At 43.6% G+C, this 25,040-nt stretch carries 21 protein-coding genes and 2 pseudogenes; 9 read left to right on the top strand and 14 right to left on the bottom strand.

Annotation, left to right across the window (positions count from 1 at the left end):
• Positions 1-61: 61 nt before the first annotated feature.
• The 6 genes from LRS05_RS08470 to LRS05_RS08445 form a co-directional block, all read right to left on the bottom strand.
• On the bottom strand, positions 62-4,564 hold the full coding sequence (locus LRS05_RS08470; protein ID WP_257867920.1) for a choice-of-anchor I family protein: 4,503 nt from the start codon (positions 4,562-4,564) through the stop codon (positions 62-64).
• A gap of 202 nt (positions 4,565-4,766) precedes the next feature.
• Complete coding sequence (gene tpiA / locus LRS05_RS08465) at positions 4,767-5,519, bottom strand: triose-phosphate isomerase (protein WP_257867919.1); 753 nt, start codon at positions 5,517-5,519, stop codon at positions 4,767-4,769.
• Entirely contained in the window at positions 5,519-6,019 is a 501-nt protein-coding gene (locus tag LRS05_RS08460; RefSeq protein WP_257867918.1) for a TlpA disulfide reductase family protein, read from the bottom strand. The genes tpiA and LRS05_RS08460 overlap by 1 nt, the downstream gene beginning before the upstream one ends.
• Positions 6,020-6,114: 95 nt before the next feature.
• Positions 6,115-7,191, bottom strand: a complete 1,077-nt coding sequence (locus tag LRS05_RS08455) for an ABC transporter permease (protein ID WP_257867917.1) — start codon at positions 7,189-7,191, stop codon at positions 6,115-6,117.
• A 32-nt stretch (positions 7,192-7,223) separates the two neighbouring features.
• Positions 7,224-8,324, bottom strand: coding sequence for a BT_3928 family protein (locus LRS05_RS08450; protein WP_257867916.1), 1,101 nt, complete (start codon positions 8,322-8,324; stop codon positions 7,224-7,226).
• 3 nt (positions 8,325-8,327) lie between these two features.
• On the bottom strand, positions 8,328-8,882 hold the full coding sequence (locus LRS05_RS08445; RefSeq protein ID WP_257867915.1) for a DUF1599 domain-containing protein: 555 nt from the start codon (positions 8,880-8,882) through the stop codon (positions 8,328-8,330).
• An 84-nt stretch (positions 8,883-8,966) separates the two neighbouring features.
• Between LRS05_RS08445 and folP the strand changes: the two genes are divergently transcribed.
• On the top strand, positions 8,967-9,797 hold the full coding sequence (gene folP / locus LRS05_RS08440) for a dihydropteroate synthase (RefSeq protein WP_257867914.1): 831 nt from the start codon (positions 8,967-8,969) through the stop codon (positions 9,795-9,797).
• 77 nt (positions 9,798-9,874) lie between these two features.
• Here the strand turns inward: folP and rlmH are convergent.
• A pseudogene (gene rlmH, locus LRS05_RS08435) lies at positions 9,875-10,347 on the bottom strand (23S rRNA (pseudouridine(1915)-N(3))-methyltransferase RlmH).
• Between the two features lie 370 nt (positions 10,348-10,717).
• A complete protein-coding gene (glmM, locus tag LRS05_RS08430) occupies positions 10,718-12,106 on the bottom strand; it encodes a phosphoglucosamine mutase (protein WP_257867913.1) in 1,389 nt (462 codons plus the stop codon).
• An 80-nt stretch (positions 12,107-12,186) separates the two neighbouring features.
• Here glmM and LRS05_RS08425 point away from each other — a divergent pair.
• Positions 12,187-12,770 (top strand): annotated as a pseudogene (locus LRS05_RS08425) (ACP phosphodiesterase).
• A 76-nt stretch (positions 12,771-12,846) separates the two neighbouring features.
• The gene (locus tag LRS05_RS08420; protein ID WP_257867912.1) at positions 12,847-14,667 is read left to right on the top strand and encodes a chloride channel protein; all 1,821 of its coding nucleotides are present in this window, start codon (positions 12,847-12,849) and stop codon (positions 14,665-14,667) included.
• Between the two features lie 45 nt (positions 14,668-14,712).
• Here the strand turns inward: LRS05_RS08420 and fsa are convergent, their stop codons facing one another.
• Positions 14,713-15,369: a fructose-6-phosphate aldolase gene (gene fsa / locus LRS05_RS08415; protein ID WP_257867911.1), complete on the bottom strand. Its 657-nt coding sequence runs from the start codon at positions 15,367-15,369 to the stop codon at positions 14,713-14,715.
• Positions 15,370-15,410: 41 nt separating this feature from the next.
• Positions 15,411-16,214, bottom strand: coding sequence for an SDR family oxidoreductase (locus tag LRS05_RS08410; RefSeq protein ID WP_257867910.1), 804 nt, complete (start codon positions 16,212-16,214; stop codon positions 15,411-15,413).
• A 75-nt stretch (positions 16,215-16,289) separates the two neighbouring features.
• On the opposite strand from LRS05_RS08410, the gene LRS05_RS08405 reads away from it, so the two are divergent.
• Positions 16,290-17,105 (top strand): 2,3,4,5-tetrahydropyridine-2,6-dicarboxylate N-succinyltransferase, encoded by an 816-nt coding sequence (locus LRS05_RS08405; RefSeq protein WP_257867909.1) that lies wholly within the window; start codon positions 16,290-16,292, stop codon positions 17,103-17,105.
• A gap of 124 nt (positions 17,106-17,229) precedes the next feature.
• Here the strand turns inward: LRS05_RS08405 and LRS05_RS08400 are convergent, their stop codons facing one another.
• A complete protein-coding gene (locus LRS05_RS08400) occupies positions 17,230-17,991 on the bottom strand; it encodes a lipopolysaccharide kinase InaA family protein (RefSeq protein WP_257867908.1) in 762 nt (253 codons plus the stop codon).
• A gap of 73 nt (positions 17,992-18,064) precedes the next feature.
• On the opposite strand from LRS05_RS08400, the gene LRS05_RS08395 reads away from it, so the two are divergent.
• Both LRS05_RS08395 and LRS05_RS08390 read left to right on the top strand, forming a co-directional pair.
• Positions 18,065-18,673 (top strand): trans-aconitate 2-methyltransferase, encoded by a 609-nt coding sequence (locus tag LRS05_RS08395; protein ID WP_257867907.1) that lies wholly within the window; start codon positions 18,065-18,067, stop codon positions 18,671-18,673.
• Positions 18,674-19,735 carry a glycosyltransferase family 9 protein gene (locus LRS05_RS08390; RefSeq protein ID WP_257867906.1) on the top strand — a complete coding sequence of 354 codons (1,062 nt, stop codon included), beginning with the start codon at positions 18,674-18,676 and terminating at the stop codon, positions 19,733-19,735.
• A 51-nt stretch (positions 19,736-19,786) separates the two neighbouring features.
• Here the strand turns inward: LRS05_RS08390 and LRS05_RS08385 are convergent, their stop codons facing one another.
• Complete coding sequence (locus LRS05_RS08385; RefSeq protein ID WP_257867905.1) at positions 19,787-20,614, bottom strand: glycosyltransferase family 2 protein; 828 nt, start codon at positions 20,612-20,614, stop codon at positions 19,787-19,789.
• 56 nt (positions 20,615-20,670) lie between these two features.
• On the opposite strand from LRS05_RS08385, the gene LRS05_RS08380 reads away from it, so the two are divergent.
• The gene (locus LRS05_RS08380) at positions 20,671-21,408 is read left to right on the top strand and encodes a glycosyltransferase family 2 protein (protein ID WP_257867904.1); all 738 of its coding nucleotides are present in this window, start codon (positions 20,671-20,673) and stop codon (positions 21,406-21,408) included.
• On the opposite strand, the gene LRS05_RS08375 is transcribed toward LRS05_RS08380, so the two are convergent.
• Positions 21,400-22,113: a polysaccharide deacetylase family protein gene (locus LRS05_RS08375; RefSeq protein ID WP_257867903.1), complete on the bottom strand. Its 714-nt coding sequence runs from the start codon at positions 22,111-22,113 to the stop codon at positions 21,400-21,402. The two genes, LRS05_RS08380 and LRS05_RS08375, sit on opposite strands and share 9 nt — an antisense overlap.
• A 58-nt stretch (positions 22,114-22,171) precedes the next feature.
• On the opposite strand from LRS05_RS08375, the gene LRS05_RS08370 reads away from it, so the two are divergent.
• Both LRS05_RS08370 and LRS05_RS08365 read left to right on the top strand, forming a co-directional pair.
• Positions 22,172-22,939: a glycosyltransferase family 2 protein gene (locus tag LRS05_RS08370; protein ID WP_257867902.1), complete on the top strand. Its 768-nt coding sequence runs from the start codon at positions 22,172-22,174 to the stop codon at positions 22,937-22,939.
• Between the two features lie 2 nt (positions 22,940-22,941).
• The gene (locus tag LRS05_RS08365; RefSeq protein ID WP_257867901.1) at positions 22,942-24,012 is read left to right on the top strand and encodes a glycosyltransferase family 1 protein; all 1,071 of its coding nucleotides are present in this window, start codon (positions 22,942-22,944) and stop codon (positions 24,010-24,012) included.
• Here LRS05_RS08365 and LRS05_RS08360 read toward each other — a convergent pair.
• The gene (locus LRS05_RS08360) at positions 24,007-25,020 is read right to left on the bottom strand and encodes a hypothetical protein (RefSeq protein WP_257867900.1); all 1,014 of its coding nucleotides are present in this window, start codon (positions 25,018-25,020) and stop codon (positions 24,007-24,009) included. The genes LRS05_RS08365 and LRS05_RS08360 overlap by 6 nt on opposite strands.
• Positions 25,021-25,040: the final 20 nt, after the last annotated feature.

Raw genomic sequence — 25,040 nt, 5'->3', positions numbered from 1 at the left:
AGATTGAAATAAAAAATCCTGCCCTAAAGAGCAGGATTTTTAAATTGAAAGCTATACTAACTTATTTTACTATAAGCTTTTTCACAATACCTTCAGATGTCTTTATCAGGTAAATACCTGATGCCATCATGCTTGTATTCAGTGTAAGCGCCTGCTTTGCAGAATGCACCAGCTTACCGCTGAAGTCATACACCTCAATATCGGCAGCACGGTTAAAGTAGGCTATACCGTCAACGTTAGGGTTCGGGAACACATTGAAAGTCTTTGTTTCAGCAGTGAAGCTGCCAGTACCCAGATTTGTAGTATCAACTTCAAAAATGGTAAGTGTACCGCTAATTTCGTTGGCTACGATAACATAATTTTTACCGTCAGGGCTTTGCGCGCTGTTAATGAAAGTGATACCTTCAGGACCGTGATCTCCTGTGTAAGCGGATACGCTTCTGCTGTTTTTATAATCAACAAAAACTGGGGCAGTAGGGTCGGTTACATCATACACCATAACACCACCCACTCGCTCAAGGCTTACAAAAGCGAACGTCCTTCCTGCAATTTCTGCAATAGCAACGCCTTCCGGTTCAGGCCCTTTGGCACGGCTGCGGTTTTTAAAGCTGTTGCTTTCGCTGTCAGAGTTAAACAATGCATTAATAGATGGTTCCATTGAAGTATACATTTCAAAGTCATCGCCGCTGTCATAAACAAGTTGTTTTGTATCTGCATTGAAGATTGAGAATGAACGTGTACCTACTGCATAAATCTGTTCAAATTCTGCATCGGCATCAGTATTACCATTCAGGTTACTCACACGGAACCTGCCAGCATTGTGTGATTTTTTAAGCATAACTGCCTGAGGATAGCTCACAGCATCAAGAAGATAGCTGCCTGTACCTACAGTTGTCCTTTCTACAAAACCTGTGTATTCTTTTTCATCGCCCTCATTTGCAGTAACTATGTAATTTGTACCGCCTACATTGTATGAAGCTACTGCATCCGGAATATAGTATGCTTTTATAGGCCAGTTGGCAATAAGCACCTGGTTGTTGTTATCGCTGATGTCAAATCCGTTGCCCGGGATGCTCATGTCTTTTGTGCCAAGCGCCCAAACAGATGTGATTGTATTAGTTGCAAGGTTTATTTCAGCAATTGCATTATTTTCCTGTAGCGTTACCCAAGCCTTTTGTGAGTCGGCACTAACAGTAATGTACTCCGGCTCAAAGTCCTGAGACATTGTGCTGGTAAGTTTCAGTTTACGCACCCCTGAAGCAATTAGCGCTGCCTCTGCAGTTGGCTCATTATAAGCCTGGAAGCCCAGCGTAGTTACGTTAGCCTGTGTAAGTGAAGAAATACCCCCTGAAATATCAATGATGCTTACAGAACCTTCAGGATCAATAGTGTAATCGCTGTTTGGCTGCCCTTCATTAGCCGTAAGCACTTTTGTTCCGTCAGGAGTGAAAGAGATATTATCAGGCAGCGCCCCCACTGTTACCTGTTTCTGGAACACGCCGTCTGTATTCAGGAATACCACAGAACCGTCAAGGTGCTCTTGTGCGTTTGGAGAAGCTACGGCTACAATACCATTTTTAACTGCAACGCTGGTAACGCCGCCGTAAGGGTTCATATTGATTGAGTTAATCACTACAGGTGCGGCAGGATTTGCGAAGTTAATAATATCAAGATAACCCGCGACTGCGCTGGTAGTAAAAAGCCTTTGGCTGGCAGGATCGTGCACCACAATTTCGCATGTACTTGAACCGGCGCCAGATGGGTCAAAACTGACTACGTAGTCAAGCTGTATGCTTTGGCTTGGTTGCGGCGCCTGCACATCATTATCTTTAATATAAATAGTTGCCAGAGTTTCGCCAGTGATAGTAAGTCCTACAGGATTCTCAAGACTAAGCACGAAATATTCTGCCTGTTGTTCTGCTACAGCATCGTCGATGATTGGGATGTTAATTGTCTGCGTAAGTGAGCTTGTGCCTGTAAACTGTAGCGTCTGCGTGGTGTAGGTAAAGTCTCCGGCATCAGCAGTACTGAAAGGCGCCCCCTTAAGTACAAGGTCAACCGAGCCTGTTGCAGGGTTTGCAAGTGTAAGGTTAAGCGAGAGTGTACCTGCATTTTCACTAACCACTATAAAGTCAGTATCAAATTTAATGGTTGTATTATAGCTGAAGCTAAACGTATAAGCGCAAGCCATCTGCAGGCCGTTGGCATCAGTCACGCCGTTAACTGTAAGCATATAGTTGTTTCCTGAAGCAAATGGCGTGCTGTATGAAAGTGTTATTGTATTACCATTAAGTGCTGCTGATGCAAGCCCCTCAACACCTGTATAATTGGTAAGTGTTACGGCAGATACTGCATCGAGCTGGTTATTAAAAGTAAGGGTGATGGTAGTGCTGTTTGTAACTGTAGCCGACTGTACCGTTGGCGAACCAGGGAACATCCATACAGGCCATGTTTGCGGCGCAGTGCTACCGGCAACGGCTACCCAGTTGGCAGGGTTAAGCACCTCTGCCCTTATAATGGCAGGTGTACCAGTCATAGGGCCATCATAAAATGCGTTTACGGCATTACCGGCTATACTACCCGGCGCTGTACTAAGGTTTGCTGAAGAAACACCATCAACAAGCCCAACCGGAAGCATTGATAAACTTCCGCCGCACTCTGTGTTTGTGGCTGCCCATCCGTTTGATGTAAGCGCTGTAATATAATTTGGTCCTGAAGGTGTTCCGGTATAAACAATTGCCTGGTCTCCACCTGAGCTCAGCCCGAAACTTGCTCCTGAAACAGTACCTGTACTTGCCGAAGGAACGTCATTTTGGATCACGATAACCGTGCCTGCAGGTACACATGTTGTTGCTGTCCAGGTAAGCCCGCCTGCGCATTGTGCCTGTGCATTGGTTGTATACTTGGCATCGGTAACATTAAAAAATGTACCCGGTGCGATATCAACAAGCGTAAGAAGCGCAATGGCATCATCAGCTCCTGTAGCATTCATCCTGTAAGCCACCGGAATTATGTCTCCTGCGGTAAGAGGCGTTTGCAGAGCAATTGTCTTGAATGTTGAAGATTTAGTTGTTGTAATGGCATTACCGCTCAAATCTTCGATTGTATTACCAAGCAGGGCTATATAATATTCCTGGTTATTGGTTAAATCTACATTTGGCTGCGGTATGATTGTAATAATGTTGTTTGTAAATGTAGCATCAAAAGCCAAAGGTGTACCTGTCGGGCCGCCTAGGCGAAATTCTACAATGGCGTCAATATTTGTATTGTCAATAGCTGAATCATCCAAAAGCCTTACGGGCTCATCGATGGTGATTGTGATAGCACTATTTACCGGAACATTGACTGCATTATTTGCCGGGCTGAAAGCTACTGACGGAGGTGTAATATCCGCTGTATTCCCTGTTGGCCTGCCGTGTACTGTAATATTGTCAAACCTGTTGTTGCCGCTGGTGCCTGCAGCCGTTGCACCGCCAAAATTTACCTTGATGATCAGGCTGCCAAGGTTGTCAACAGCAGTTATTGACGAAAGATCTAGGGTTACAAGGTTGTAAACATCTGTAACAGGATTGTAAGATGTAACCGGTAATCCGGCAGTTATAAATGTAGTACCGCCGTCAATACTGTATGAATAGGTTTGCTCCGTTGCGCCCTGTGCTGTTTTTGTGGTTGCAAAGCTTACTTTGATATCCTCATAACCTGTTGTCGGGAATGCAATAAGCAGTTCACGCGTGTTTGAAGGGTTTCTCGGGCGAAGCGCATATCCTGCCACAGCTCCGTTTTGTATGTTCAGCAGGTCACCGTCAACCCTGTCAACATAGCCTGCGCCTGTACCGGGATAGGTTATTGAAGTGTTTGCAGGGTTCAGCAAAGACTCATCTGCCGCAATTGCAGTTGTAATTGTACCTGCAGGCAGCGAATTGAAATTCCAGTAGTGCACCAGCTGTTCTGCAGGTATAAGGTTTCCTTTAATTGCAATGTTGTCAAAACGGTTGTTTCCGCTAGATCCGGCAGCAGTTGTACCACCAAAATTTATCTTTACTATTATGTTCGGATTGTTGTCAATCCCTTCAATTGCAGAGAAATCAAGGGTTACCAGGTTATATACATCTGTTACAGGATTATAAGAAGTTACAGGCAGGCCTGTTGTGCTGTATGTAGCGCCGCCGTCAAGGCTATATGAATACGTTTGCTCTGTAGCGCCCTGGGCTGTTTTTGTAGTGGCAAATGTCATTACCAGGTTTTTATACCCTGTGGCCGGGAAAGCTATAAGCAGTTCGCGCGTGTTAGAGGGGTTTCTCGGGCGGAGGGCAAAACCTGCCACTACGCCGGTTTCTGCATTTAGCAGGTCGCCGTCAACACGGTCAATATAACCGGCGCCAGTACCGGTATAAGTGATTGATGTTGTGCCTGACGGAAGTGAGTAATCTGCTGCCACGGCGGTAGTTATGGTACCCGTGGGCAAGCTGTTGAAATTCCAGGAGTGCAGCAATGTCTGCGTCTGTGCCATAAATGCCGTGAGCAATAGCAGCGGCAAAAAGACTTTTTTGTAGTTGTGTGTCATTGTAAGAATTGGTTTTAATAATTCCGGTAAAATTCACACAGCTATGTTACCTGGGTATTAAGCGCAGTAAAAGTAAAAGGCTCTTTTGTTTATTAAATAATTGCCGCAGTGTAAAGATTTTGATGACAACTTAATATTTACATAACAAAAAAAGCGCCCTGTTAAGAACGCTTTCAATCTGTATAACTCTGAATTCCAGCAATTATGCCATCCCTTTGATGATTCCTACAAAATCATCTGCCTTAAGCGAGGCGCCACCTATGAGGCCACCGTCAACGTCAGGTTTTGAGAAAATTTCAGATGCATTGTCAGGCTTTACGCTTCCGCCGTAGAGTATAGAAGTGTCTTCTGCAATCTTGCTGCCAATGTTGTTGCGAAGCAATGTCCTGATAAATTCATGCATTTCCTGTGCCTGCTCGGGTGATGCAGTCTCACCTGTGCCTATAGCCCAAACCGGTTCATACGCCAACACAATGTTACTCCAGTCACTCTCAGAAATATGGAACAGGCCTTCTCGCAGCTGGCGCTCGACCACCTCAAAATGCGAGCCTGTCTGCCTGTCGGCCAATTCTTCGCCAAAGCAGAAGATTACGGTAAGGTTATGGTTAAGCGCGGTATTTACTTTTTCGGCCAGCAATGCATTCGTCTCGCCAAAATAAGCCCTGCGCTCACTATGGCCAAGGATAACGGTATTCACATTGATGCCCTTCAGCATGTTGACTGAGATTTCGCCTGTGTAAGCGCCGTTCTCTGCCTGGTGCATATTCTGTGCCGCTACAATTATATTCGTGCCTCTCGTTTGCGCTACTGCAGCCTGAAGCGATACAAACGGCGGAGCTATGACAACTTTTGTTGAAGTATCAGGCTTTTTATTGATTATCGCATCTATAAGCGCTTCTGCCTGTGCGGCATCATTGTTCATTTTCCAGTTGCCGGCAACAATCTTTTTTCTCATTATTTAAGTTTTTTTAGTGTCTCAATAAGTTTGGCATCATCTGCCTCAATGGCTTTAAACAGGGCTATTTTCCCGGTTTTATCAACTACCATGTAGCGCGGAATCCAGTCAAGCTTTATACCTTCAGAGAAAGCGCCTTTTTTCATGTTCGGGCCTATGTGGTAATGTTCGCCAACCACACGGTATTTCTCAATGCCTTTCTTCCAAGACTCGTCTGTTTTATCATATGAAAGAAACACAAAAACCGCCTTAGGGAACTGCTGCTGCAGTGCCTGCACCTTTGGCATGCCTTTGATACAGTCAGGGCACCAAGACGCCCAAACGTCTATCACAACGGTCTTGCCTTTGTATTTGTCAAGTATATTTTTAAAAGTCAGTTCTTCGCCATCTACCGATGTCATTACATCGGCAAGAACTTCAGGTGAAAACTCAGTTTGCTGCGCTTGTGAGCACGATATAAACGCTACCAGCAATAATGGCAGCAGAAATAATTTTTTCATGTTTGAAATTTTAAAAGTGTACCAAATTTAAAGGAAAATCAATGAAGTTTTGTAAGAAGGCTAATTTAAATTCAATGCAACGTTTTCGTGAACTACTACTCCAGCCTTATCCTTGGGTCGAGATACGCGTAGATAAGGTCTACCATAATATTGATGATGACGAATGTTGTAGCGATAACCAGTACAGAACCCATGATTACCGGAAGGTCAAGCGTGTTGAGGGCATCAACTACTTCTTTGCCGAGGCCGTTCCAACCGAAGATGTATTCCACGAAAACTGCACCTGCAAGCATTGAGGCAAACCACCCGGAAATAGCTGTAACCACAGGGTTTAAGGCATTTTTAAGTGCGTGGCGGCGTATGATTTTAACTTCGCTGAGGCCTTTGGCACGTGCGGTGCGTATATAATCCTGGCCCATAACTTCAAGCAGTGAGTTTCGCATAAGCTGTATCACCACGCCCAATGGCCTGATTCCCAAAACAATTGACGGTAATATCAGGTTTTTCCATTTGATGTATGAGCCTTCACCGAAATCATCAACTTCATAAAGGCTGCCTGTCATGTCAAGACCGGTATAGCGGTGCAGCAAAAACCCGAAAACCCAGGCAAATAATATAGCCGCGAAGAACGACGGCAGGCTCATGCCCAGCGTGCTGACCAGGGCAATGGTGCGGTCAATCCAGGTGTCTTTATACAATGCCGAAACCACCCCCAGCGCAATCCCGATTATGATAGCAATGATGATGGCAAAGATGGCTAAAACAATGGTATTCGGCAGCGTATCGCCAATAACCTGTGTGACCTTTTTTCCGCTTTTCTGGAAGCTCTCCCGCAGGTAAGGTGTTTTTATAACAGTGGTAACCCTTCCAACAGTAAACAACTGTAAAGCAGTATATTTACCTTCGGTGAGGTAAGTGTAACTGTCAGCATCCGTGCTGTGGAAAGACACAGGCGACAGATCGTTTAAATAATACAAATACTGCTTTGAAACCGGCTGGTCAAACCCATATTTTTTCTTAATGATAGCCAGCTGCTCAGAGTTCTCGTTCTGGTCGAGCATCATACGCGCAGGGTCGCCCGGTAACACCGTAAACAGCAGGAATATTACCGTCACTACCCCAAAGAGCGTAAGCAGCGCATAACCTAGTTTGTATGTAAAATATCTGATCAACCTGAAACTTTAAACCTGAAACCTTAAACAAATTACTTCAGTTGCAAAAACTCCAAATCATTCCAATGTGCTTTCTGGGCTACAACACCATTGCGCAGCACGACAATGCTTGGATCGGCGCGTTCAATGGTTTTCAGCGTGGTAGCGTCGCAGGTGTAGTAATCAAGAGTGATGCCGTGCTGTTTCTTTTTAGCTTCAATCACGTCGCTGCCACTTGCTGTAAGCCCTATCACTTTATAGCCTTTGGCTTTAGCTTCGTCGGCAAACTTCTGTATTTTGGCAAGGCCTTTATCATTAGCTTTTTCAAGAAAATACGATATCACAAGTATTATTTTAGGCTCGCTAAGCACGGCCTCTGTCATGTCTTCACCATTGAAATCCAGTACAAAATCGTGTATAGGCGGTACATAGCCTTCTTTAATCATAACTTCTTTACGGTCAACATATTCCGCATCAGCAGGTATTTTGTCAAGCTCCTTGTCGGTAAACTCCTTCTCCACCCCATTTACTTTGTAAACAAACGTTATAGCATACTCGCTTTTCGGGGCGCCTTCTGGTACTGCCATGCCTTCGCGGATAACAGTTCCAACTTTATACGCCCTGAAATCAATAACTGGCAGGTGATTCAGTACATGGTACGCAAGGAAGCAGCAGAATACAAAAGCTGCAGCAACAATGGTGTAAACCACAGGCTTTTTGAATATCTTTTTGATGTATCTCCTGTTTATGAAAATTACGAGTATCAGCACCAGCAGTATAACGTCTTTAGTGAATGATTCCCAAGGCGTTAAGTGCAGCGCATCCCCGAAACAGCCGCAGTCTGTAACCTTACCCGTAACGGCGGAATAAAGCGTAAGGAAGGTAAAGAACACTATCATGATAAGCAGGCTCCATACCGTAAATTTGCGTTTAAAGCCTACTAAAAGCATCACGCCAAGCAATACTTCAAATATCACGATTGCAACTGCCATTGCTAAAGCATACGGAATTAAAAATGTAAGGTTCAGCACATTGGCACTGAAATATTCCTCCAGCTTGAAAGAAAAACCTACAGGGTCATTCAGCTTGATAAGGCCTGAAATTATAAAAAGTACACCTACAAGAACACGGCATATTTGCGTAAGGATCTTCATATTTTATTGGAATTTTTTCATTAATATCAATGCGAAAACCGAGTAGTTTATCATATCCTGGTAGTTGGCGTCAATGCCTTCACTTACAAGAGTTTTGCCTTGATTGTCTTCAATTTGTTTTACGCGTAAGAGCTTCTGCAAAATAAGGTCGGTAAGCGAACTCACCCGCATATCGCGCCATGCCTCGCCATAGTCATGGTTTTTGTTTTCCATTAGCGTTTTCGTGATGTTGACTTTTTCGTCATACAGCCTCGTGGCTTCTGCAACGTCAAGGTCAGGCTGGTCGGCAACACCTAAATCTATGGCAATCAGCGCCATTATCGAGTAGTTAATTATACCGATGAACTCGCCTGTCTCATCTTCATCTACCTTTCGTACAGCATTTTCCTGAAGGCTGCGTATACGCTGGGCTTTTATGAAAATCTGGTCGGTGAGTGAGGGCAGCCTTAATATGCGCCAGGCACTGCCGTAATCGGCCATCTTATTGATAAACAACTGCCTGCAAACGGCAATTACTTTGTCATATTCAGCAGAAGTAGTCTCGGGACTATAACCCATTTTTAGTGGTATATTTGTATTGAATTTTTCAAAATTAGGCAAAAAAGCCTGCTATACAAAGGCAATCGCTAAAAAGAACTGAACATGTTTATTAACTGTAAAGGAAAGCTGGTAGATCTGAACGAACCCAAAGTAATGGGCATCTTAAACTGTACGCCTGACTCTTTTTTTGACGGTGGAAAGTATCGTGATGAAGACCAGTTGCTTACGCAAGTGGAAAAGATGCTGGCTGACGGCGCCGACTTCATAGATATCGGGGCATATTCAAGTAAGCCCAACGCAGATTTTGTAAGCGAAGATGAAGAACTGCAGCGCATTATCCCGGTGGTGGAATTGGTTTTGCAACATTTCCCTGAAACTATGATTTCCATAGATACCTTCAGAGCAAAAGTGGCCGAATCCTGCATAAACAGCGGTGTGGCAATCATTAACGACATATCTGCAGGACTGCTTGATGCAGAAATGCTCACAACCGTTGGCCGGTTGAAGGTGCCGTACATCATGATGCACATGCGTGGTACACCTCAGACAATGAGTAAGTTAACTCAGTACAATGATATAATTAAAGAGATGCTTTTTTACTTCAGCCAGCGGATTGAGGCCGCCAGGGCAGCAGGTATAAATGATATCATAATCGACCCGGGGTTTGGGTTCGCCAAAACGCTGGAACAGAACTATTTCGTAATGCAAAACCTGGAGCTGTTCAGCATAACGGGGCTGCCGCTCCTGGCCGGAATTTCAAGAAAGTCGATGATATATAAACTACTGGAAACCAGCCCTAAGGAAGCGCTGAATGGCACTACGGTTTTAAATACCATAGCTCTCTCAAAAAGCGCGAAAATATTAAGGGTTCATGATGTGAGGGAAGCGAAAGAAAGCGTTAGCATTCTAAAGAATTTAGCCAAAAGCCACTAGCCAAAAGCAAACTTCACTCGCATCTAAAATGTGGTAGCTAACAGCTTGTGGCTTGTGGCTGAGAACTAGGGCCTAACCTATTGATGATGATAAGGCTCGCCTTTTAAAATTGTAAAAGCACGGTACACCTGCTCGATAAAAAACAAGCGGACCATCTGGTGGGAAAATGTCATGGCAGAAAGTGAAATTTTGCCTTGGGCTTTTGAGTAGACAGCATCGCTGAAACCGTACGGCCCGCCTATCACAAACACCAGTGTTTTAACGCCGCTGTTCATCTTTTTTGCAACTCTTGCGAGAAGCCTACACTGCTGAAATTTTTGCCGTTTTCATCAAGTAAAATCAGCTGGTCGGTCGGCGTAAGTTTCGACAAAATCAGCTCACCCTCTTTATCCTTTTGCTGACTTTCGCTTAAGCTCTTAACGTTCTTAATATCAGGCAATTCCATCATTTCAAACCGAACGTAAAACGACAGTCTTTTCATATAATCGTCAATCATTGATTGCAATGCTTTATTGTCAGTTTTACCAATGGCGAGGAGTTTTATATTCATTTTTAGAAATTGCAGAGTTGCAAAGTTACAAAGATAGAGGTTTCGAATCTGTAAGAATAATGCAGGAGGTTAACATCTATTAACACGAAAAAGTGTTTTTCTTAAATTTATCTTAAACAACTCAAATCTGTAAGGCAATACTTTCAATTAATCTGTACTTTCAAATTTATCAAAGGGTAGCCATTAACAACCTCTTAACATGCATTCAAAAATTTATTTTTTAAAATTATTTTCATTTATTAGAAAATAATCATAAACTTGCGGCTTATTGTTCGTTCGATGTTTGACTAATTGATCTCAAATAAAAAATGCCCGGCCTGAAGCAACCGGACATTCTAAACTGTGACTGTGACTGTGACTTCAACTGAAACTAAATTCCTGCCACGGCTTTTATTTCATCAATAATGCGTACCGCAAGCGCATCGGCTTTTTCCTGGGTCTGCGCCTCGGTATATATACGGATGATAGGCTCGGTGTTCGACTTGCGCAGGTGCACCCACTCTTCGGCAAAGTCAATTTTTACGCCGTCAATAGTCGAGATTTCTTCATTTTTATATTTATCGGCCATCCCTTCAAGTATCGCGTCAACATCAATCTGCGGGGTAAGCTCAATCTTGTTTTTGCTCATGTAATATTGCGGGTAAGATGCACGCAGCTGGCTCACCGTCATGTTTTGCCCGGCAAGGTAGGTTAAGAACAGCGCCACGCCTACAAGTGAGTCGCGCCCGTAGTGCAGCTCAGGGTAAATAATGCCGCCGTTGCCTTCGCCGCCAATAATTGCGTTAGTCTTCTTCATAAGTTCCACCACATTTACCTCGCCCACCGCACTGGCCTGGTAGCTGCCGCCGTGCTTTTGGGTAATATCGCGAAGTGCACGCGAAGACGACATATTGCTCACCGTATTGCCCGGCGTTTTGCTCAATACATAGTCAGCCACTGCCACCAGCGTATATTCTTCACCAAACATTTCGCCGTCATCGCTTATGAAAGCCAGCCTGTCAACATCCGGGTCAACAACAATGCCAAAATGTGCCTTTTCTTTCACTACGAGTTCGCAGATATCGCCCAGGTGTTCCTTTAGCGGCTCGGGGTTATGCGGGAAATGGCCGTTTGGTTCGCAGTACAGTTTCACTACCTCAACGCCCATCTGTTCCAGAAGTTTCGGGATGATGATGCCGCCCGAAGAGTTCACACCGTCAACCACCACTTTAAAGCCTGCTTTCTTCACGAGGTCGGCATCAACAAGCGGAAGCTCCAACACCTCGTCAATATGTATATCCATAAATGCGTCGTTTGATGTCACTTCGCCCAGGCTGTCCACATCGGCAAAATTAAACGCTTCCTTTTCAGCTATCTCCAGAATTTTTGCACCCTCTGCCCCACTCAGGAATTCGCCCTTTTCGTTCAACAGTTTTAGCGCATTCCATTGCTTTGGGTTATGGCTTGCGGTGAGGATGATGCCACCATCAGCCTGCTCAAGTGGCACGGCCACCTCAACCGTAGGGGTTGTAGAAAGGCCAAGATCTACCACATCAATGCCAAGACCTATAAGCGTGTTCACTACAAGGTTGTGTATCATAGGCCCGGAGATACGCGCATCGCGCCCTATCACCACGGTAAGTTTTTCTTTGTTGGCATAGCCTTTAAGCCATGTACCGTAAGCCGAGGCAAATTTTACGGCATCAACCGGCGTAAGGTTGTCACCCGGCTTGCCGCCAATGGTGCCCCTGATGCCTGAAATAGATTTGATTAGTGTCATTAGTTACTCAATGTTTTTGGTTGCAACAAATATAATATTTTACATTTCATCATGTTAAAACTAATAGCTATTTTAGGGTTATGAATTTCTTAGCGCATATATACCTTTCCGGCGATGATGAACTGGTGAAGATCGGCAACTTTATGGGCGATACCATACATGGGCACAAGCCGGAAGAGTTCCCGCCTCTTGTAAAAAAGGAATATTGCTGCACCGCGCTATCGACAGCTTTACTGATGCGCACCCGGTTTTCCGCCAAAGTACAAAACGCCTGCACCCTAACTATCACCACTATGCGGGTGTAATAGTTGATATTTTTTATGACCATTTCCTGGCGAAGAACTGGCAAAGTTACCACCAAAAGCCTCTGGCTGATTTCGCGCAGGATTTTTACCGTTCATTACATACCAACTATGGCATACTTACCGAGCGTACAAAAGGTATAATACCCTATATGATTGAGCACGACTGGCTCACGAGCTACCAAAGCGTTGAAGGCATTTCGCGAATATTGGTACAGATGGACAACCGTACCAAGAATAAATCAGGCATGGGGCGTTCTGTAAACGAGCTGCGGGAGTTTTATGCTGAATTTGAAGAAGAATTTACAATTTTCTTTGAGGCGCTGCAGGCTTTCGCGAAAGAAAAGCTTGGGGAAATGTAAATAGGCAACGTGTTTATTTGCGAGGGTTTTTATCTTGAAGTAAATTAGCATTTCATTTTTAAATCACCAATACAAAATGCCCAATCGCTTTACAGCGCGTATCCGTTTATTCTTCAGGAACAATTTCCGCAGGCTCGAGTCAATGCTATTCCTGCTGAAAAGCCTGCTGTCGGAAAGGCATTTCATCTACCTATCGTGTGTATTGGTGGCCATATCTACGGCATTTGCCGTGATTGTACTTAAATCTTTTGCGCACTATGTTTTCCTGTTTGCCAATTATATAAGCACACTTTTAAAGTTACCTTATGTAAACAGTATACTGCCTATTGCGGGTATTTTACTTACCGTGCTTGTGGTGAAACGTGTGCTTGACGGAAAAATTGAAAAAGGCAGCTCGCGTATACTCTATGCTGTGGCAAAACGAGGCGGCATTATGCCTGTAAAGCAGATGTATTCACAAATAATCACAAGCTCACTTACCGTGGGTATGGGTGGTTCGGCGGGACTTGAGTCTCCCATAACTATAACGGGAGCAGCATTCGGGTCTAACTTCGCGCAGAAATACAAGCTTTCCCAAAAAGACCGTATACTGATGCTGGCCTGCGGCGTAGCGGCGGGTATTGGTGCAGCATTCAACGCGCCTATTGCGGGAGTATTGTTTGCCATTGAAGTTGTACTGACCGATGTTACCATCACCGCGTTTATCCCCATCATGATATCGGCGGCAACGGGCGCTCTTGTTTCTGGCGTGGTGCTTGGTGAAGAGGTTTTGCTGTCATTTAAGCAGCAGCAATCCTTCGAGTACGGCAATGTAGTGTATTATATTGCCCTGGGTATTCTTGCGGGGCTTGTTTCGGTATACCATGCGCGTAAATTCCGCAAAGTTGAAGAGCATTTTAAAAACCTTAAATCAAAAGGCTACCGCAAAGCATTGTACGGGGCTATACCGCTGGCGCTGCTGATATTCCTGTTCCCAACGCTGTTTGGTGAAGGTTATGAAAGTATAAAAGTACTCTCTAACGGGAATGCCTCAACATTGCTAGATAATACACTGCTGGAGCAGTTCCGCGAAAATGGCTGGGTAGTGCTGCTGTTTGTAGGCGCCACTATGATGATTAAAGCTTTTGCAACCGGGCTTACACTGGCATCGGGCGGTAACGGCGGCAACTTTGCGCCATCACTTTTTGTAGGGTCTTACCTAGGCTTTTTCGTAGCGAAACTTATAGCTTTGAGCGGACTCGATAAAGACATTCCTGTAGGTAACTTTACCATCGTGGGCATGGCAGGAATACTGAGCGGACTTTTTCATGCGCCGCTTACAGCTATCTTCCTTATCGGCGAAATAACGGGCGGGTATAACCTTATGGTACCGCTTATGATTGTATCGTCAATAAGTTTTGCCGTATCTAAACAATTTGAGAATTATAGCATGGATGTGAAGCACCTGGCCGACAGGGGTGATGTTTTCACGACCGACAAAGACAAAAACATTCTGCACAGTATCGACCTTTTGGATATTATAGAGACCAACCTGCAGACGATTAAGCCAACTGATAAGCCGGAAGACCTCGTGAGGCTGCTGACTGATACCAAACAGCAGGTTTTCCCGGTTACAGATGACCGCGGGAGGCTCGTGGGGATAGTAGATTTTGAGTCGGCCCGGCATATTGTTTTCAGTTCCTTCAAGGTAAAATACAGCACACTTGAAGAAATAATGCACCAGCCTGCACAAACCGTTGCCATTGAAGAACCGCTGGAAGACATCATGGATAAATTTGAAGCATCAGGCGCTCAGTACCTGCCTGTGGTGCGTGATAAGCGATTTTATGGCATATTACATAAATGCGATGTGCTTGAGGCTTACCGTAAAACGCTGCGCAATATGGTAATTGAATAAAAAAAGCCGGACAACTGCCCAGCTCAAATATATCTTATGGAACAATTACTTGTTACCTTTCTCATAATCAGCCAGGAACTGCGCAAGGCCCAGGTCGGTAAGCGGGTGCTTAAGCAGGCCTGTGATAGCTGAAAGCGGCCCGGTCATAATATCAGCGCCTATCTTGGCACAATTTACAATATGCATAGTGTGGCGTACCGATGCTGCAAGAATTTCGGTCTCAAAACCGTAATTGTCATATATCTCTCGTATCTCCTGTATAAGGTTAAGGCCATCGGTAGATACATCATCGAGACGGCCTATGAATGGTGATACATAGGTAGCGCCAGCTTTAGCGGCAAGCAACGCCTGCCCTGCCGAAAATACAAGTGTTACATTGGTTTTAATTCCTTTATCGGTAAAGTATTTGCAAGCCTTTACGCCTTCTTTTGTCATTGGCAGCTTTACCACAATCTGCTCGTGCAGGTCGGCAAGCTCCTCGCCCTCGCGAATCATGCCCTCAAGGTCAACGGCGTTCACCTCAGCGCTTACGTCACCTTCTACAATGTTGCAGATGTCAACATAATGCTTCAGGATGTTGTTCTTGCCTGTAATACTCTCTTTAGCCATAAGCGACGGGTTGGTTGTTACGCCATCAAGTACGCCAAGTTCCTGGGCTTCTTTAATCTGGGCAAGATTTGCTGTATCAATAAAAAATTTCATGTGTATATGTTATTAAGTTGTGTTCAGAATTTTGCGCAAAACTACAATTTATAATGGTTCATGAGCATCTTTTCATACATTTTATCAGGTAACGCCCGCTTTAGTACAATTGAGAATTTTTGCAAAAACGCGCCGACTTTATAATGCACTTTTGGATTTGGGTTTTGTATAACTTTATATACCGCTTCAGCCATTTGCTGCGGGTTGCTGCCGCTGTCCACGTGCGTATTCATCGTTTCGAGCGTACTGCTGTATGCCTTTTCATAAGCTGAACCCTTTACTAGCGGCGCGTGGTAACGCCCGGCGGCAATATTGGTTGCAAAATCGCCCGGTGCAATGTTGGTGATATGTATGCCGAATTGCTTCACCTCCATGCGTAAACCTTCAGTGATAAGTTCCAACGCTCCTTTTGAAGCAGAGTACACGCTACGGTACGGCAGCCCCATGTAACCGGCAATAGATGTTATGTTGATGATAAGCCCGCTGCCCTGCTTTCTCATCTGCGGAAGCGCGGCTTTCATGGTTTCAATCGGCCCGAAAAGGTTGGTTTCGAAATTGTTCTTTATTTCTGATGCAGGGATCTCCTCAAGCGGGCCTGTAATGCCCACGCCTGCGTTGTTTACCAATACATCAATCCTGCCTTCTTTTTCAATGACATGACCAATGGCTAAAGCGACTTGCTGCGGATCCCTGACATCTAAAGCCACGAGCGGGAATTTGCTGTTGCTGTAATTTTCAGGGTTGCGGCTGGTACCGTATACCGTAAAACCTTTTGCTGAAAGATATTCACCTATGGCTTTACCAATACCTGATGAGCCGCCTGTAATAAGCACTACTTTGTTCATAGGGCAAAAGTAATCAAGTTTGAAATTAATTGCGATACTGTTTGTTTGCTATCTTTGCCGAAACCAAATTTTACCATGAGCAATCTACAAACTATTATAGAGCAGGCCTGGGAAAACCGCGACTTGCTTAAAGAAGAAAATACAACGAATGCCATACGCGAAGTAATAGAAATGCTTGATGCAGGTAAACTGCGCGTAGCTGAACCAGCAGCCGATGGCTGGCAGGTTAATGAGTGGGCGAAGAAGGCCGTGGTTATGTACTTCCCTATCCAGAAAATGGAAACACTTGAGGCGGGGATCTTTGAATACCATGACAAGATGCCGCTGAAACGCAACTATGCCGAGAAGGGGATACGCGTGGTACCGAATGCCGTGGCAAGGCATGGAGCATACATCTCATCAGGTGTGATATTGATGCCAAGCTATGTAAACATTGGCGCTTACGTTGACGAGGGCACAATGGTAGACACCTGGGCTACCGTAGGCAGCTGCGCACAGATTGGCAAGAACGTACACCTGAGCGGTGGTGTAGGTATTGGCGGTGTGCTCGAACCTTTGCAGGCCGCACCGGTTATTATAGAAGACGGCGCATTTATAGGCTCACGCTGCATTGTGGTTGAAGGCGTTCGTGTAGGCGCTGAGGCCGTGCTTGGGGCAAACGTTTGCCTTACGGCTTCCACAAAAATTATTGATGTTACAGGCGATACTCCGGTTGAAATGAAAGGTGCCGTGCCGCCACGTAGCGTTGTGATACCGGGCAGCTATACCAAGAAATTCGCAGCAGGCGAATACCAGGTGCCGTGCGCCCTTATAATAGGCCAGCGCAAACCATCAACAGATTTAAAGACTTCGCTTAACAATGCGTTGAGAGAGTATGATGTAGCTGTTTAATTACGAATTTTAAATTACGAATTACGAGTAGATGTTTAACGCTGAAATTCGTAATTCGTAATTCGTAATTCGTAATTCGTAATTCGTAATTCGTAATTCGTAATTCGTAATTCGTAATTCGTAATTATTTTTTCTTCAGCTTTCTCTTCAAATATTTCTTCTTCGTGATTTTTCGCTTGAAATCGAGTGTGCTTTTCAGCAGAATGGCGTGGAGCTCTTCGTAGCTTTTACCTGTCAGCTCAGCATACTTTGCAGCGATAATCTTCACCATGGTGCGCGAGGGCCATAGCTTTTTAAAGTTGTCCATACGGGCTTCAATACCCATATCTTCAAACTTCATACGGTTCAGGTCGATAAGGTAGAAATCATAATTCCCATCACCTTTGTCTACAATCAGCGTATTGCCCGGTGAATGGTCTAGGAAGTTTATGCGTGCTTCGTGCATCTTATAAGTAAACTCCGTAAACTGCTCCAGTATAGCTTTCCGGTTCGGGAAAAGCGGGTCGTGAATCAGTTCGCGAAACGTAAAATCATAATCAATATGCCTGCAAATGTAGTAGCTCTCCCCCAGCCCTGCGCCTGATTTTTCTTCGATATAAGCCAACGGTTGGGGCGTGAGTATGCCGTTCTTCAAAAGGTATTGCGCATACTCAAAAGAACGCCTTGCCTTTGACGGGCGGATGAGCGAATAGACTATTGCATTGAAAAAGTTAGGCTTCTTAAAATACTTTATGTTAACCTTATCGCCTTCAAGATAGTTGGTCTTGATAATGTTGCGCGAACCTTTTACCAGTATCTTGCCTTCTTGCTCAAAATTATCTGCCAATTGCAGCAGCTGCTCTTTTTTTGAATCATATAAAGGGTTAACACAGATATGTACCGGCATATGTAAAATTTGCCCAAATTTAGAAAAATTGTACTACATTGCACAGACAATTAACCACTAAACCACTACAGCATTGAATACTCTTGATAAATTTCATAACTGGAGGCGCAAGCTTCGCTGGGACAAACAATACGCAAAGGGACGCTGGGACAGCATGAAAACCAGCAAAGAGCTTTCACGCTACTCTACCATAATAGGCTATCTAACTATTTTAGGTAAAGAAAATCCTTCAATACTTGACCTTGGCAGCGGTGAAGGTGTATTGAACGAGAAGCTCCCGGCACATTATATGTATAACTATTTTTTAGGGATAGATTTTTCAAAGGTTTCTATTGAGAAAGCCAAAGCCAAGGAATTTCCCAATGCAGAATTCCAGTGTAAAGACATCCATACTTTTACGCCTGAGCGAAAATTTGACGTAATCATTTTTAATGAGGTTTTTTATTACGTGCATGAAAAAGAGCGTGTAAAAGTGCTTGAGAAAATGATTGACCATCTTGAGGATGACGGCATAATCATATCATCTATTTACAGGGAGGCGCCGCATTTGTGGGAGTTATTCAACCAAAGGCTTGAAAAGATTAATTTTGTAACGGTACGCACCGAAGAAGAACTAAGGTATTGGCAAATTGGTGTTTACTGCAAAAAAGGTAGTGAAAACAATGATGAGCCCGCATCATAAATGAAGAAAGTCCTTATCATCCAGAATAAACGCATAGGCGATGTGCTTATCGCTTCGGTAATTGCCAATAACTTCAAGAGGAAATATCCTGACAGTGAGATACATCTCATGGCGTATGACTTTACTGAAGGCGTGGTTATGCATAACCCCAACATTGACAAGTTCATTTCGGTAAAAGAAAAAGAGCTTAAGAAACTGCCTGTGCTCCTGGAAACTATCTTGCAGATAAGGGCGCAAAACTATGATATCATTTTTGACCCCTACTCTAAAACCCAGAGCAGGCTTATATGCAAGTTCTCGGGTGCGAATATGACCATTGGCAACAAAAGCCGTAAAAAACTGGGTAACTGGGGCTACTACACCCATCCTGCTGAAATCCTTAAAGAATCATCCCATATTGCGGGTAAAGCAATCGAAGACAGGGTGCGGCTGCTGCAAGCGGCCGGCGACTTTGAACCTGTAGATTATGCGCCGAAAATATGGCTTTCGGAAGCAGAAAAACAGGAAGACTGGCTTGGCAGGTACAAGGACAAAAAAGTTATCGTGCTGGGAGTACTGGGCAGTACGCCGCAGAAATCTATGCCCTATGAATATGTGGCCGAAATAGCCGATTACATTGCTGAAAAATTTGATGCCTACCTGCTTTTTAACTATTCACCCCACCAGAAAGAGGAAGCGCTTAAGATATTTGAAATGTGCAGGCATAAAGAAAATATCATACTTGATATTTATGCCCCAACAATACGAGACTTTATAAAACTTATGTACCAGTGTGATGCGCTGGTAGCGAATGAAGGCGGCACTGTACATATTGCAAAGGCATTGGGCAAACCTACATTTACAATATTTTCACCCTATGTAAGTAAATCGCATTGGGCAAGTTTTGAAGACGGCAAGATGCATACCAGCGTTCACCTTCTTGATTTTAAACCTGATTTATTTGACAGCTATACCTATGAAAAGCGTAAGGAAATTGAGAAAAATCCGCGTGAATTATACCTGCAGCTTTCCCCTGAAATTATATTACCACAGCTTGATAAGTTTTTAAAAGAAAATTTATAATTAGTCGAAAGTTGGAAAGTCTGAAGGTTGAACAAATTAACGAATCAACAACTAACCAGCATTACCCTTCACAATCCCGTAATCTGTCCACTTTTTCTTCTCATCGCGGGTTGCCTTGCGTATATTCCTGTTCTTGTTGATTGATTCAGGTGTGGCATATCCACGGGCATGGTCAAGGTGCAGGCATACGGTACTGTAGCGTATTTGCTTAGGCACAATGCCATAGTTAACAAGGCGTTCGCCCAGTTCACGGTCTTGCCCCCCATACTGCATCCGCTCGTCAAAACCGTTTATGGCAACAATATCTTTTTTCCAGCCTGATGAGTTATGCCCGTTCCAGCTTGGGTTTGTGGGTGTAAGCTTATTGAGTACATCGCTTACAAGGCCCGTTGCGTCAACTTTATTATTCTTGAAAGATGTTTGCATGCCGTTTTTTTTAAGCCAGGCAACATCAAAGCATCTGCCGGAGTAAATATCATCTTTGGTGATATTTTGGGAAAGTTCAAGTGGCAGCTTATGGTAACCGCCCGAAAGGAAATAACCTTCTTCCCTGAACTTTATATGCTGCTCTATAAAATCAGGGCGAGGTATGCAGTCACCATCACTCATCAATATATAATCTGTTGTGCAGGCAAGTATGGCTTTATTTAGTATCTGAGATTTCTGGAAACCGTTGTCTTCATGCCATACATGTATTATGGGGTAAAACACTTCTTTCTGCATTTCCTCAATAAGCGTGAAGGTGTCGCTGCGCGAGCCATCATCGGCAATAACCATTTCAAAGTTCCTGTATGTTTGCGTGTTATACCCCCACAGCACTTTCTGAAGCCATGCAGGAGAATTATAAGTGCTTATAATTACAGAAATATTGTTTTGCATGGGGCAAAGATAAATTTATTTTTTTGTTAGATTTGCCTGTAACAACAAAATTGCGAATGAACAGCCTTTCGGTAATTATACCCGCCTATAATGAGGAAACATATATTGAAGACGCCATAAGGTCGGTATCATTTGCCAATGAGATAATTGTTATAGATTCCTACAGTACAGACAATACCAGGGAAAAAGCACAAAACATGGGCTGCAAGGTTATTGAGCGGAAATTTGACAATTTCTCTGCACAAAAAAACTTTGCGCTAACTGCTGCCAAAGGCGATTGGATATTATTTATAGACGCTGACGAGCGTGTTACCGAAAAGCTGAAGCACGAAATACAGGAGGTGCTTAAAAATCCTAAATATAACGGCTATACCATACCCTTCCCGCATTTTTACATGAACCGTTTTTTGTACCACAAAGTTGATCGCGTGATTCGACTTGTAAAGAACGAAAACATACAATTTACGGGTGATGTGCATGAAAAGCTGAATTTTGAGGGTAAAGCAGGGGCATTGCGCAACTTCATGATTCATTACACCTATAAGGGCCTTTTCCATTTATTGGCCAAGAAAGACTCTTATGCTTGGTTCCAGGCGCAAATGTCGGTTCGCAAAGGCAAAAAGGTTACTTACCTGCACCTCATCTTTAAGCCCATGTACCGCTTCTTCCATGCATACATCATCAAAAAAGGATTTCTTGACGGTGTGCCGGGGCTGGCGCTTGCAAGTATGAATGCCTACGGTGTGCTTTCGCGCTATGTAAAAATGATGCTGATACAGCGTGGGCTAAAATAACCGCAGTTTCCCGAACTTCAGTTTCAGGCGGAACTTAAAGAGCGTATCCTCCCCTTTTATATCTATGCGCTGAATTTCAAATTTATCTTTCAGCGGAAACCTGTTTACACGGTTGCCAATGCGGAAACCCATCTTAAGGCCTCTACTTTGCAGTATTTCCTTAAATCCTGCATTGGCTTCACCTTTTTTAGGATAGCTCCCGAACGGGTATGCAATTGCGGGATATACTTCCAGCCCTGATTCATCAATAAAACGTTGGCAGTTATCCAGATCTTCGATAACCTCAGCTTCGCTCATGGCTTTGTAATGCCCGTGCCTGTAAGAATGCCATGCAAACTGCACAACATCCGGATTAATGCTCTTAAGCTGCTCCAGGCTCATTATTTTCACTGAGCCGTCATTCCAGTCGTCATTGCCGCCAACATATTTAAAAGGGATGAAGAACACAGCCCTGAGCCCGTATTTTTCAAGCAAAGGCACAGCATATTCCAGCTGGCTTTCAGCAACATCATCAAAAGTTATAAGTAGGGTTTTTGCTGGCAGGCTGTTTATAGTATTGATTTGATCAAGATGCAAAGTCGTGTAGCCTGAATCATGAATGTATCTTAAATGTTCCTCCAGCAGCCGTGCAGAAATTGTGAGCCCGGCTCCTTCTTTTTCATTTGGAGTGACATTGTGGTACATTAAAACAGGTAGCTTTGCCATCGTTTTTTTTAGTTGGGTAAATGTATATTATTATATTTGCCAATATATCATTTTTTCTATGACTGAAAACAGTCCGGCGCCAAAAATATCTGCGCTCGCCATAACATATAATGAAGAAGACAACATCAGGCGTTATGTAGAGAGCCTTTCTTTTGCCGATGAGATCATTATAGTTGACTCTTACAGTACCGATGCTACCGAACAGATTGCCCGAGAGCTGAATGTAAAGTTTATGCAGAAGGAATTTCTCAATTTCAGCGACCAGCGCAATTTTGCAATACAGCAGGCCAAGAATGACTGGATACTTTTTTTTGACCTTGATGAGGTTGTAACACCAAAACTCGAGCAGGAAATAAAAACAGTATTGGCCAACAACAGTAACGAGATAGCTTATTTTGTAAAGCGGAAATTCCACTTTATGGGCAAAAAAATACATTTCGGCGGCTGGCAGACAGATAGGGTGATACGACTTTTTAACAAGAACCACTGTGCTTACAGCGGGCTTGTGCACGAAACAATACAGGCCAGGGGCGTTGTGGGGAAATTGAGTGAAAAAGTTGACCATTACAGCTATAAAAGCTTTGATAACTACAACGGCAAACTTACAATGTACAGCAAGCTGCAGGCCGAAAACCTATACAATAAGAAGCGCAGGCCGAATGCCTACCATTTTTTCTTCAGGCCGTTTTACAGGTTTTGCTGGCAGTATTTTTTCAGGATGGGCATACTTGACGGCAAGGAAGGTTTTATATTGGCCTATGTGCACTCATTTTCTGTATTTAAGCGCTACCTGCAATTGTGGATGAAGTACAGGAAAATCGCCTGAACATGAAAACCATATTCCTTGAATCGCATAACATAAACAACCGCGCCGGCGGATTGGGTACATTTAATTATGAGCTTATAAAAGGCCTGCAAAACAATGATTTATCCGGGCTGGATATTTGGCTTAACGCTAAAAAACCATATGAGCTTGAAGCGGTTTTTGGCGATACATTCAAGTACCACCAATACAAATCGCTGCAGCGCTACCCGCTTTTCAGGATAAGGAAAAAGCATGACCTTTGGCATTCGCTTAACCAGAATACCAAAATTGAGCCATTTAAAGCCAAAAATTACCTGCTTACGGTTCACGACGTGAACTTCATGGAAGAATGTACAGGAGAAGACCGCGAAGCGCATGCAAAAAGGTTCAGGGGAAAACTGGAACGCTCAACCGCTATAACGTACATCTCGGAATTTGCAAAGAAACAGGCACACAGCTATTTCAGCATACCAAATGTGCCGGAGTATATTATTTACAATGGCAACCCGATAACGCATCTTGTTGATACATCAGCGTACCCGCCAAATGCGCCGGTTGATGTCCCTTTCATCTATTCCATTGGCGAATTTCATGAAAGGAAAAATTTTTTATCGCTGGTGCAGATGATTGCCGTAATGCCGGAAGGTATAAACCTTATTATTTCGGGCAACAACAGCCATGACTACGGCGCTGTTATAAAAGAACATATTGCTAAAAACAATTTGAGTAAAAGGGTTTTCCTGACAGGGAAGGTTGATGATGCCGGCAAGCAGTATTATATGCAGCACTGCCTTGCCTTTGCTTTCCCCAGCATACGCGAAGGTTTTGGCCTGCCGCCTATCGAAGCCATGAAATTCGGTAAGCCTGTGTTTTTGTCAAGCCACACATCATTGCCTGAAATTGGCGGAGACGCTGCTTATTACTGGGATAATTTTGACCCGGAATACATGCGTGAACATTTTCACAAATGCATGGATAATTTCAATGCTGACAAAGAAATGCGTACAGCCCTGCTTAAAGATCGTGCCGACTTTTTCTCGTGGGATAAAAGCGCCGCCACATACCTTTCGGTTTACAGAAAGTTAGTGTTATAGTTCAAACACGCGTTCCACCCAATTATCAATCCTATACTTGTCAAGTACAGTCTTATCAGGTTCTATGTACAGCGATGTAACGAAATCTTCAGGTATTTCTATGTTGTTTTCATCTATCACCAAAATGTTCTGCGGATTGTAAAAATCGTAGTTCACGATATCTTTATTGGTAGTGATAAGCTTTTTTCGGTATCCCAGGGCTTCAAATATCCTGAAAGAAAGACCTAGCTGCTCGGTGCGTTGTATCTCAACAATTATTTTAGAGCGTTTTATAAGCCCTTCAACCTCGGCAACAGATTTTTGTTTGTGGATAATCTGTACGCTGTCACTTGTAATATCATCGGGCGTGTAAATCTCTATGAGGTAGCTGTAGTTTCGCTCTTTTAGATAATTTCCGAGCTTTTCAAGCAACGGATAACGGTAATCATACGTTGAAATATTGAAAAACTGATAGTCATATCCGGCATCTTCACTTTCCTTAAAAATATAATTGGTAAGAAATTCATAGCCGTGGTTTTCTGCATCGAGCCTGTCATACGTATAAACCTTATCAAAAAAATGGGCTACCTCATTCTTGCGTGTAAAACGGCGCGTACTGTCATAATAATAAGCAACAAGCCTTCTGGTACTTTTTTTAATCTGTTCCAGCAATGCATCATCAAGCATATCGGGGCGTATCATAAAGATAAAATCCTGCACGCCGGCTTCAGCGAGCGTATTCTTTATCCTGTCGCGAACAAATTCTTTCTTCAAATTCTTTCCGCTAAAAACCTTACTAAGGAAGTTAGCGGCTTTATGCATTGAGTTTTTATAAGCAAAAGAGGGAAAATCAAGATAAACAATCTTCGCATTAGTATGTCCTTTTTTGTGCAGTGCAGTAAGCATATGGTTTGTGTAACCAAAGGCATACGGGGCAATAATGAGAATCTTTTTATCCTGCATATAGAGTTGTATAATTTCTCCAAAAATATCAAAATTCTGAAGATACATCGGTAATAGTTGGAGCATGTAATTATATTTGTGCAAAA

It is taken from the genome of Flavobacterium sp. J372 (assembly GCF_024699965.1).
Classification (GTDB): domain Bacteria; phylum Bacteroidota; class Bacteroidia; order Flavobacteriales; family Flavobacteriaceae; genus Flavobacterium.
Note: the sequence above shows the minus strand (reverse complement) of the source record. Positions and strands in the feature narration are given on the sequence as shown.

Excerpts from the sequence above, each read along its gene's own strand:
- LRS05_RS08390 (WP_257867906.1), top strand. The coding sequence starts at position 18,674 with ATGAAGAAAGTCCTTATCATCCAGAATAAACGCATAGGCGATGTGCTT.
- LRS05_RS08450 (WP_257867916.1), bottom strand. The coding sequence starts at position 8,324 with ATGAAGATCCTTACGCAAATATGCCGTGTTCTTGTAGGTGTACTTTTT.
- glmM (WP_257867913.1), bottom strand. The coding sequence starts at position 12,106 with ATGACACTAATCAAATCTATTTCAGGCATCAGGGGCACCATTGGCGGC.
- LRS05_RS08460 (WP_257867918.1), bottom strand. The coding sequence starts at position 6,019 with ATGAAAAAATTATTTCTGCTGCCATTATTGCTGGTAGCGTTTATATCG.
- LRS05_RS08375 (WP_257867903.1), bottom strand. The coding sequence starts at position 22,113 with ATGGCAAAGCTACCTGTTTTAATGTACCACAATGTCACTCCAAATGAA.
- LRS05_RS08380 (WP_257867904.1), top strand. The coding sequence starts at position 20,671 with ATGAACAGCCTTTCGGTAATTATACCCGCCTATAATGAGGAAACATAT.
- LRS05_RS08405 (WP_257867909.1), top strand. The coding sequence starts at position 16,290 with ATGAGCAATCTACAAACTATTATAGAGCAGGCCTGGGAAAACCGCGAC.
- folP (WP_257867914.1), top strand. The coding sequence starts at position 8,967 with ATGTTTATTAACTGTAAAGGAAAGCTGGTAGATCTGAACGAACCCAAA.
- LRS05_RS08370 (WP_257867902.1), top strand. The coding sequence starts at position 22,172 with ATGACTGAAAACAGTCCGGCGCCAAAAATATCTGCGCTCGCCATAACA.
- LRS05_RS08385 (WP_257867905.1), bottom strand. The coding sequence starts at position 20,614 with ATGCAAAACAATATTTCTGTAATTATAAGCACTTATAATTCTCCTGCA.
- fsa (WP_257867911.1), bottom strand. The coding sequence starts at position 15,369 with ATGAAATTTTTTATTGATACAGCAAATCTTGCCCAGATTAAAGAAGCC.
- tpiA (WP_257867919.1), bottom strand. The coding sequence starts at position 5,519 with ATGAGAAAAAAGATTGTTGCCGGCAACTGGAAAATGAACAATGATGCC.
- LRS05_RS08410 (WP_257867910.1), bottom strand. The coding sequence starts at position 16,214 with ATGAACAAAGTAGTGCTTATTACAGGCGGCTCATCAGGTATTGGTAAA.
- LRS05_RS08445 (WP_257867915.1), bottom strand. The coding sequence starts at position 8,882 with ATGGGTTATAGTCCCGAGACTACTTCTGCTGAATATGACAAAGTAATT.
- LRS05_RS08470 (WP_257867920.1), bottom strand. The coding sequence starts at position 4,564 with ATGACACACAACTACAAAAAAGTCTTTTTGCCGCTGCTATTGCTCACG.
- LRS05_RS08360 (WP_257867900.1), bottom strand. The coding sequence starts at position 25,020 with ATGCTCCAACTATTACCGATGTATCTTCAGAATTTTGATATTTTTGGA.
- LRS05_RS08420 (WP_257867912.1), top strand. The coding sequence starts at position 12,847 with ATGCCCAATCGCTTTACAGCGCGTATCCGTTTATTCTTCAGGAACAAT.
- LRS05_RS08400 (WP_257867908.1), bottom strand. The coding sequence starts at position 17,991 with ATGCCGGTACATATCTGTGTTAACCCTTTATATGATTCAAAAAAAGAG.
- LRS05_RS08365 (WP_257867901.1), top strand. The coding sequence starts at position 22,942 with ATGAAAACCATATTCCTTGAATCGCATAACATAAACAACCGCGCCGGC.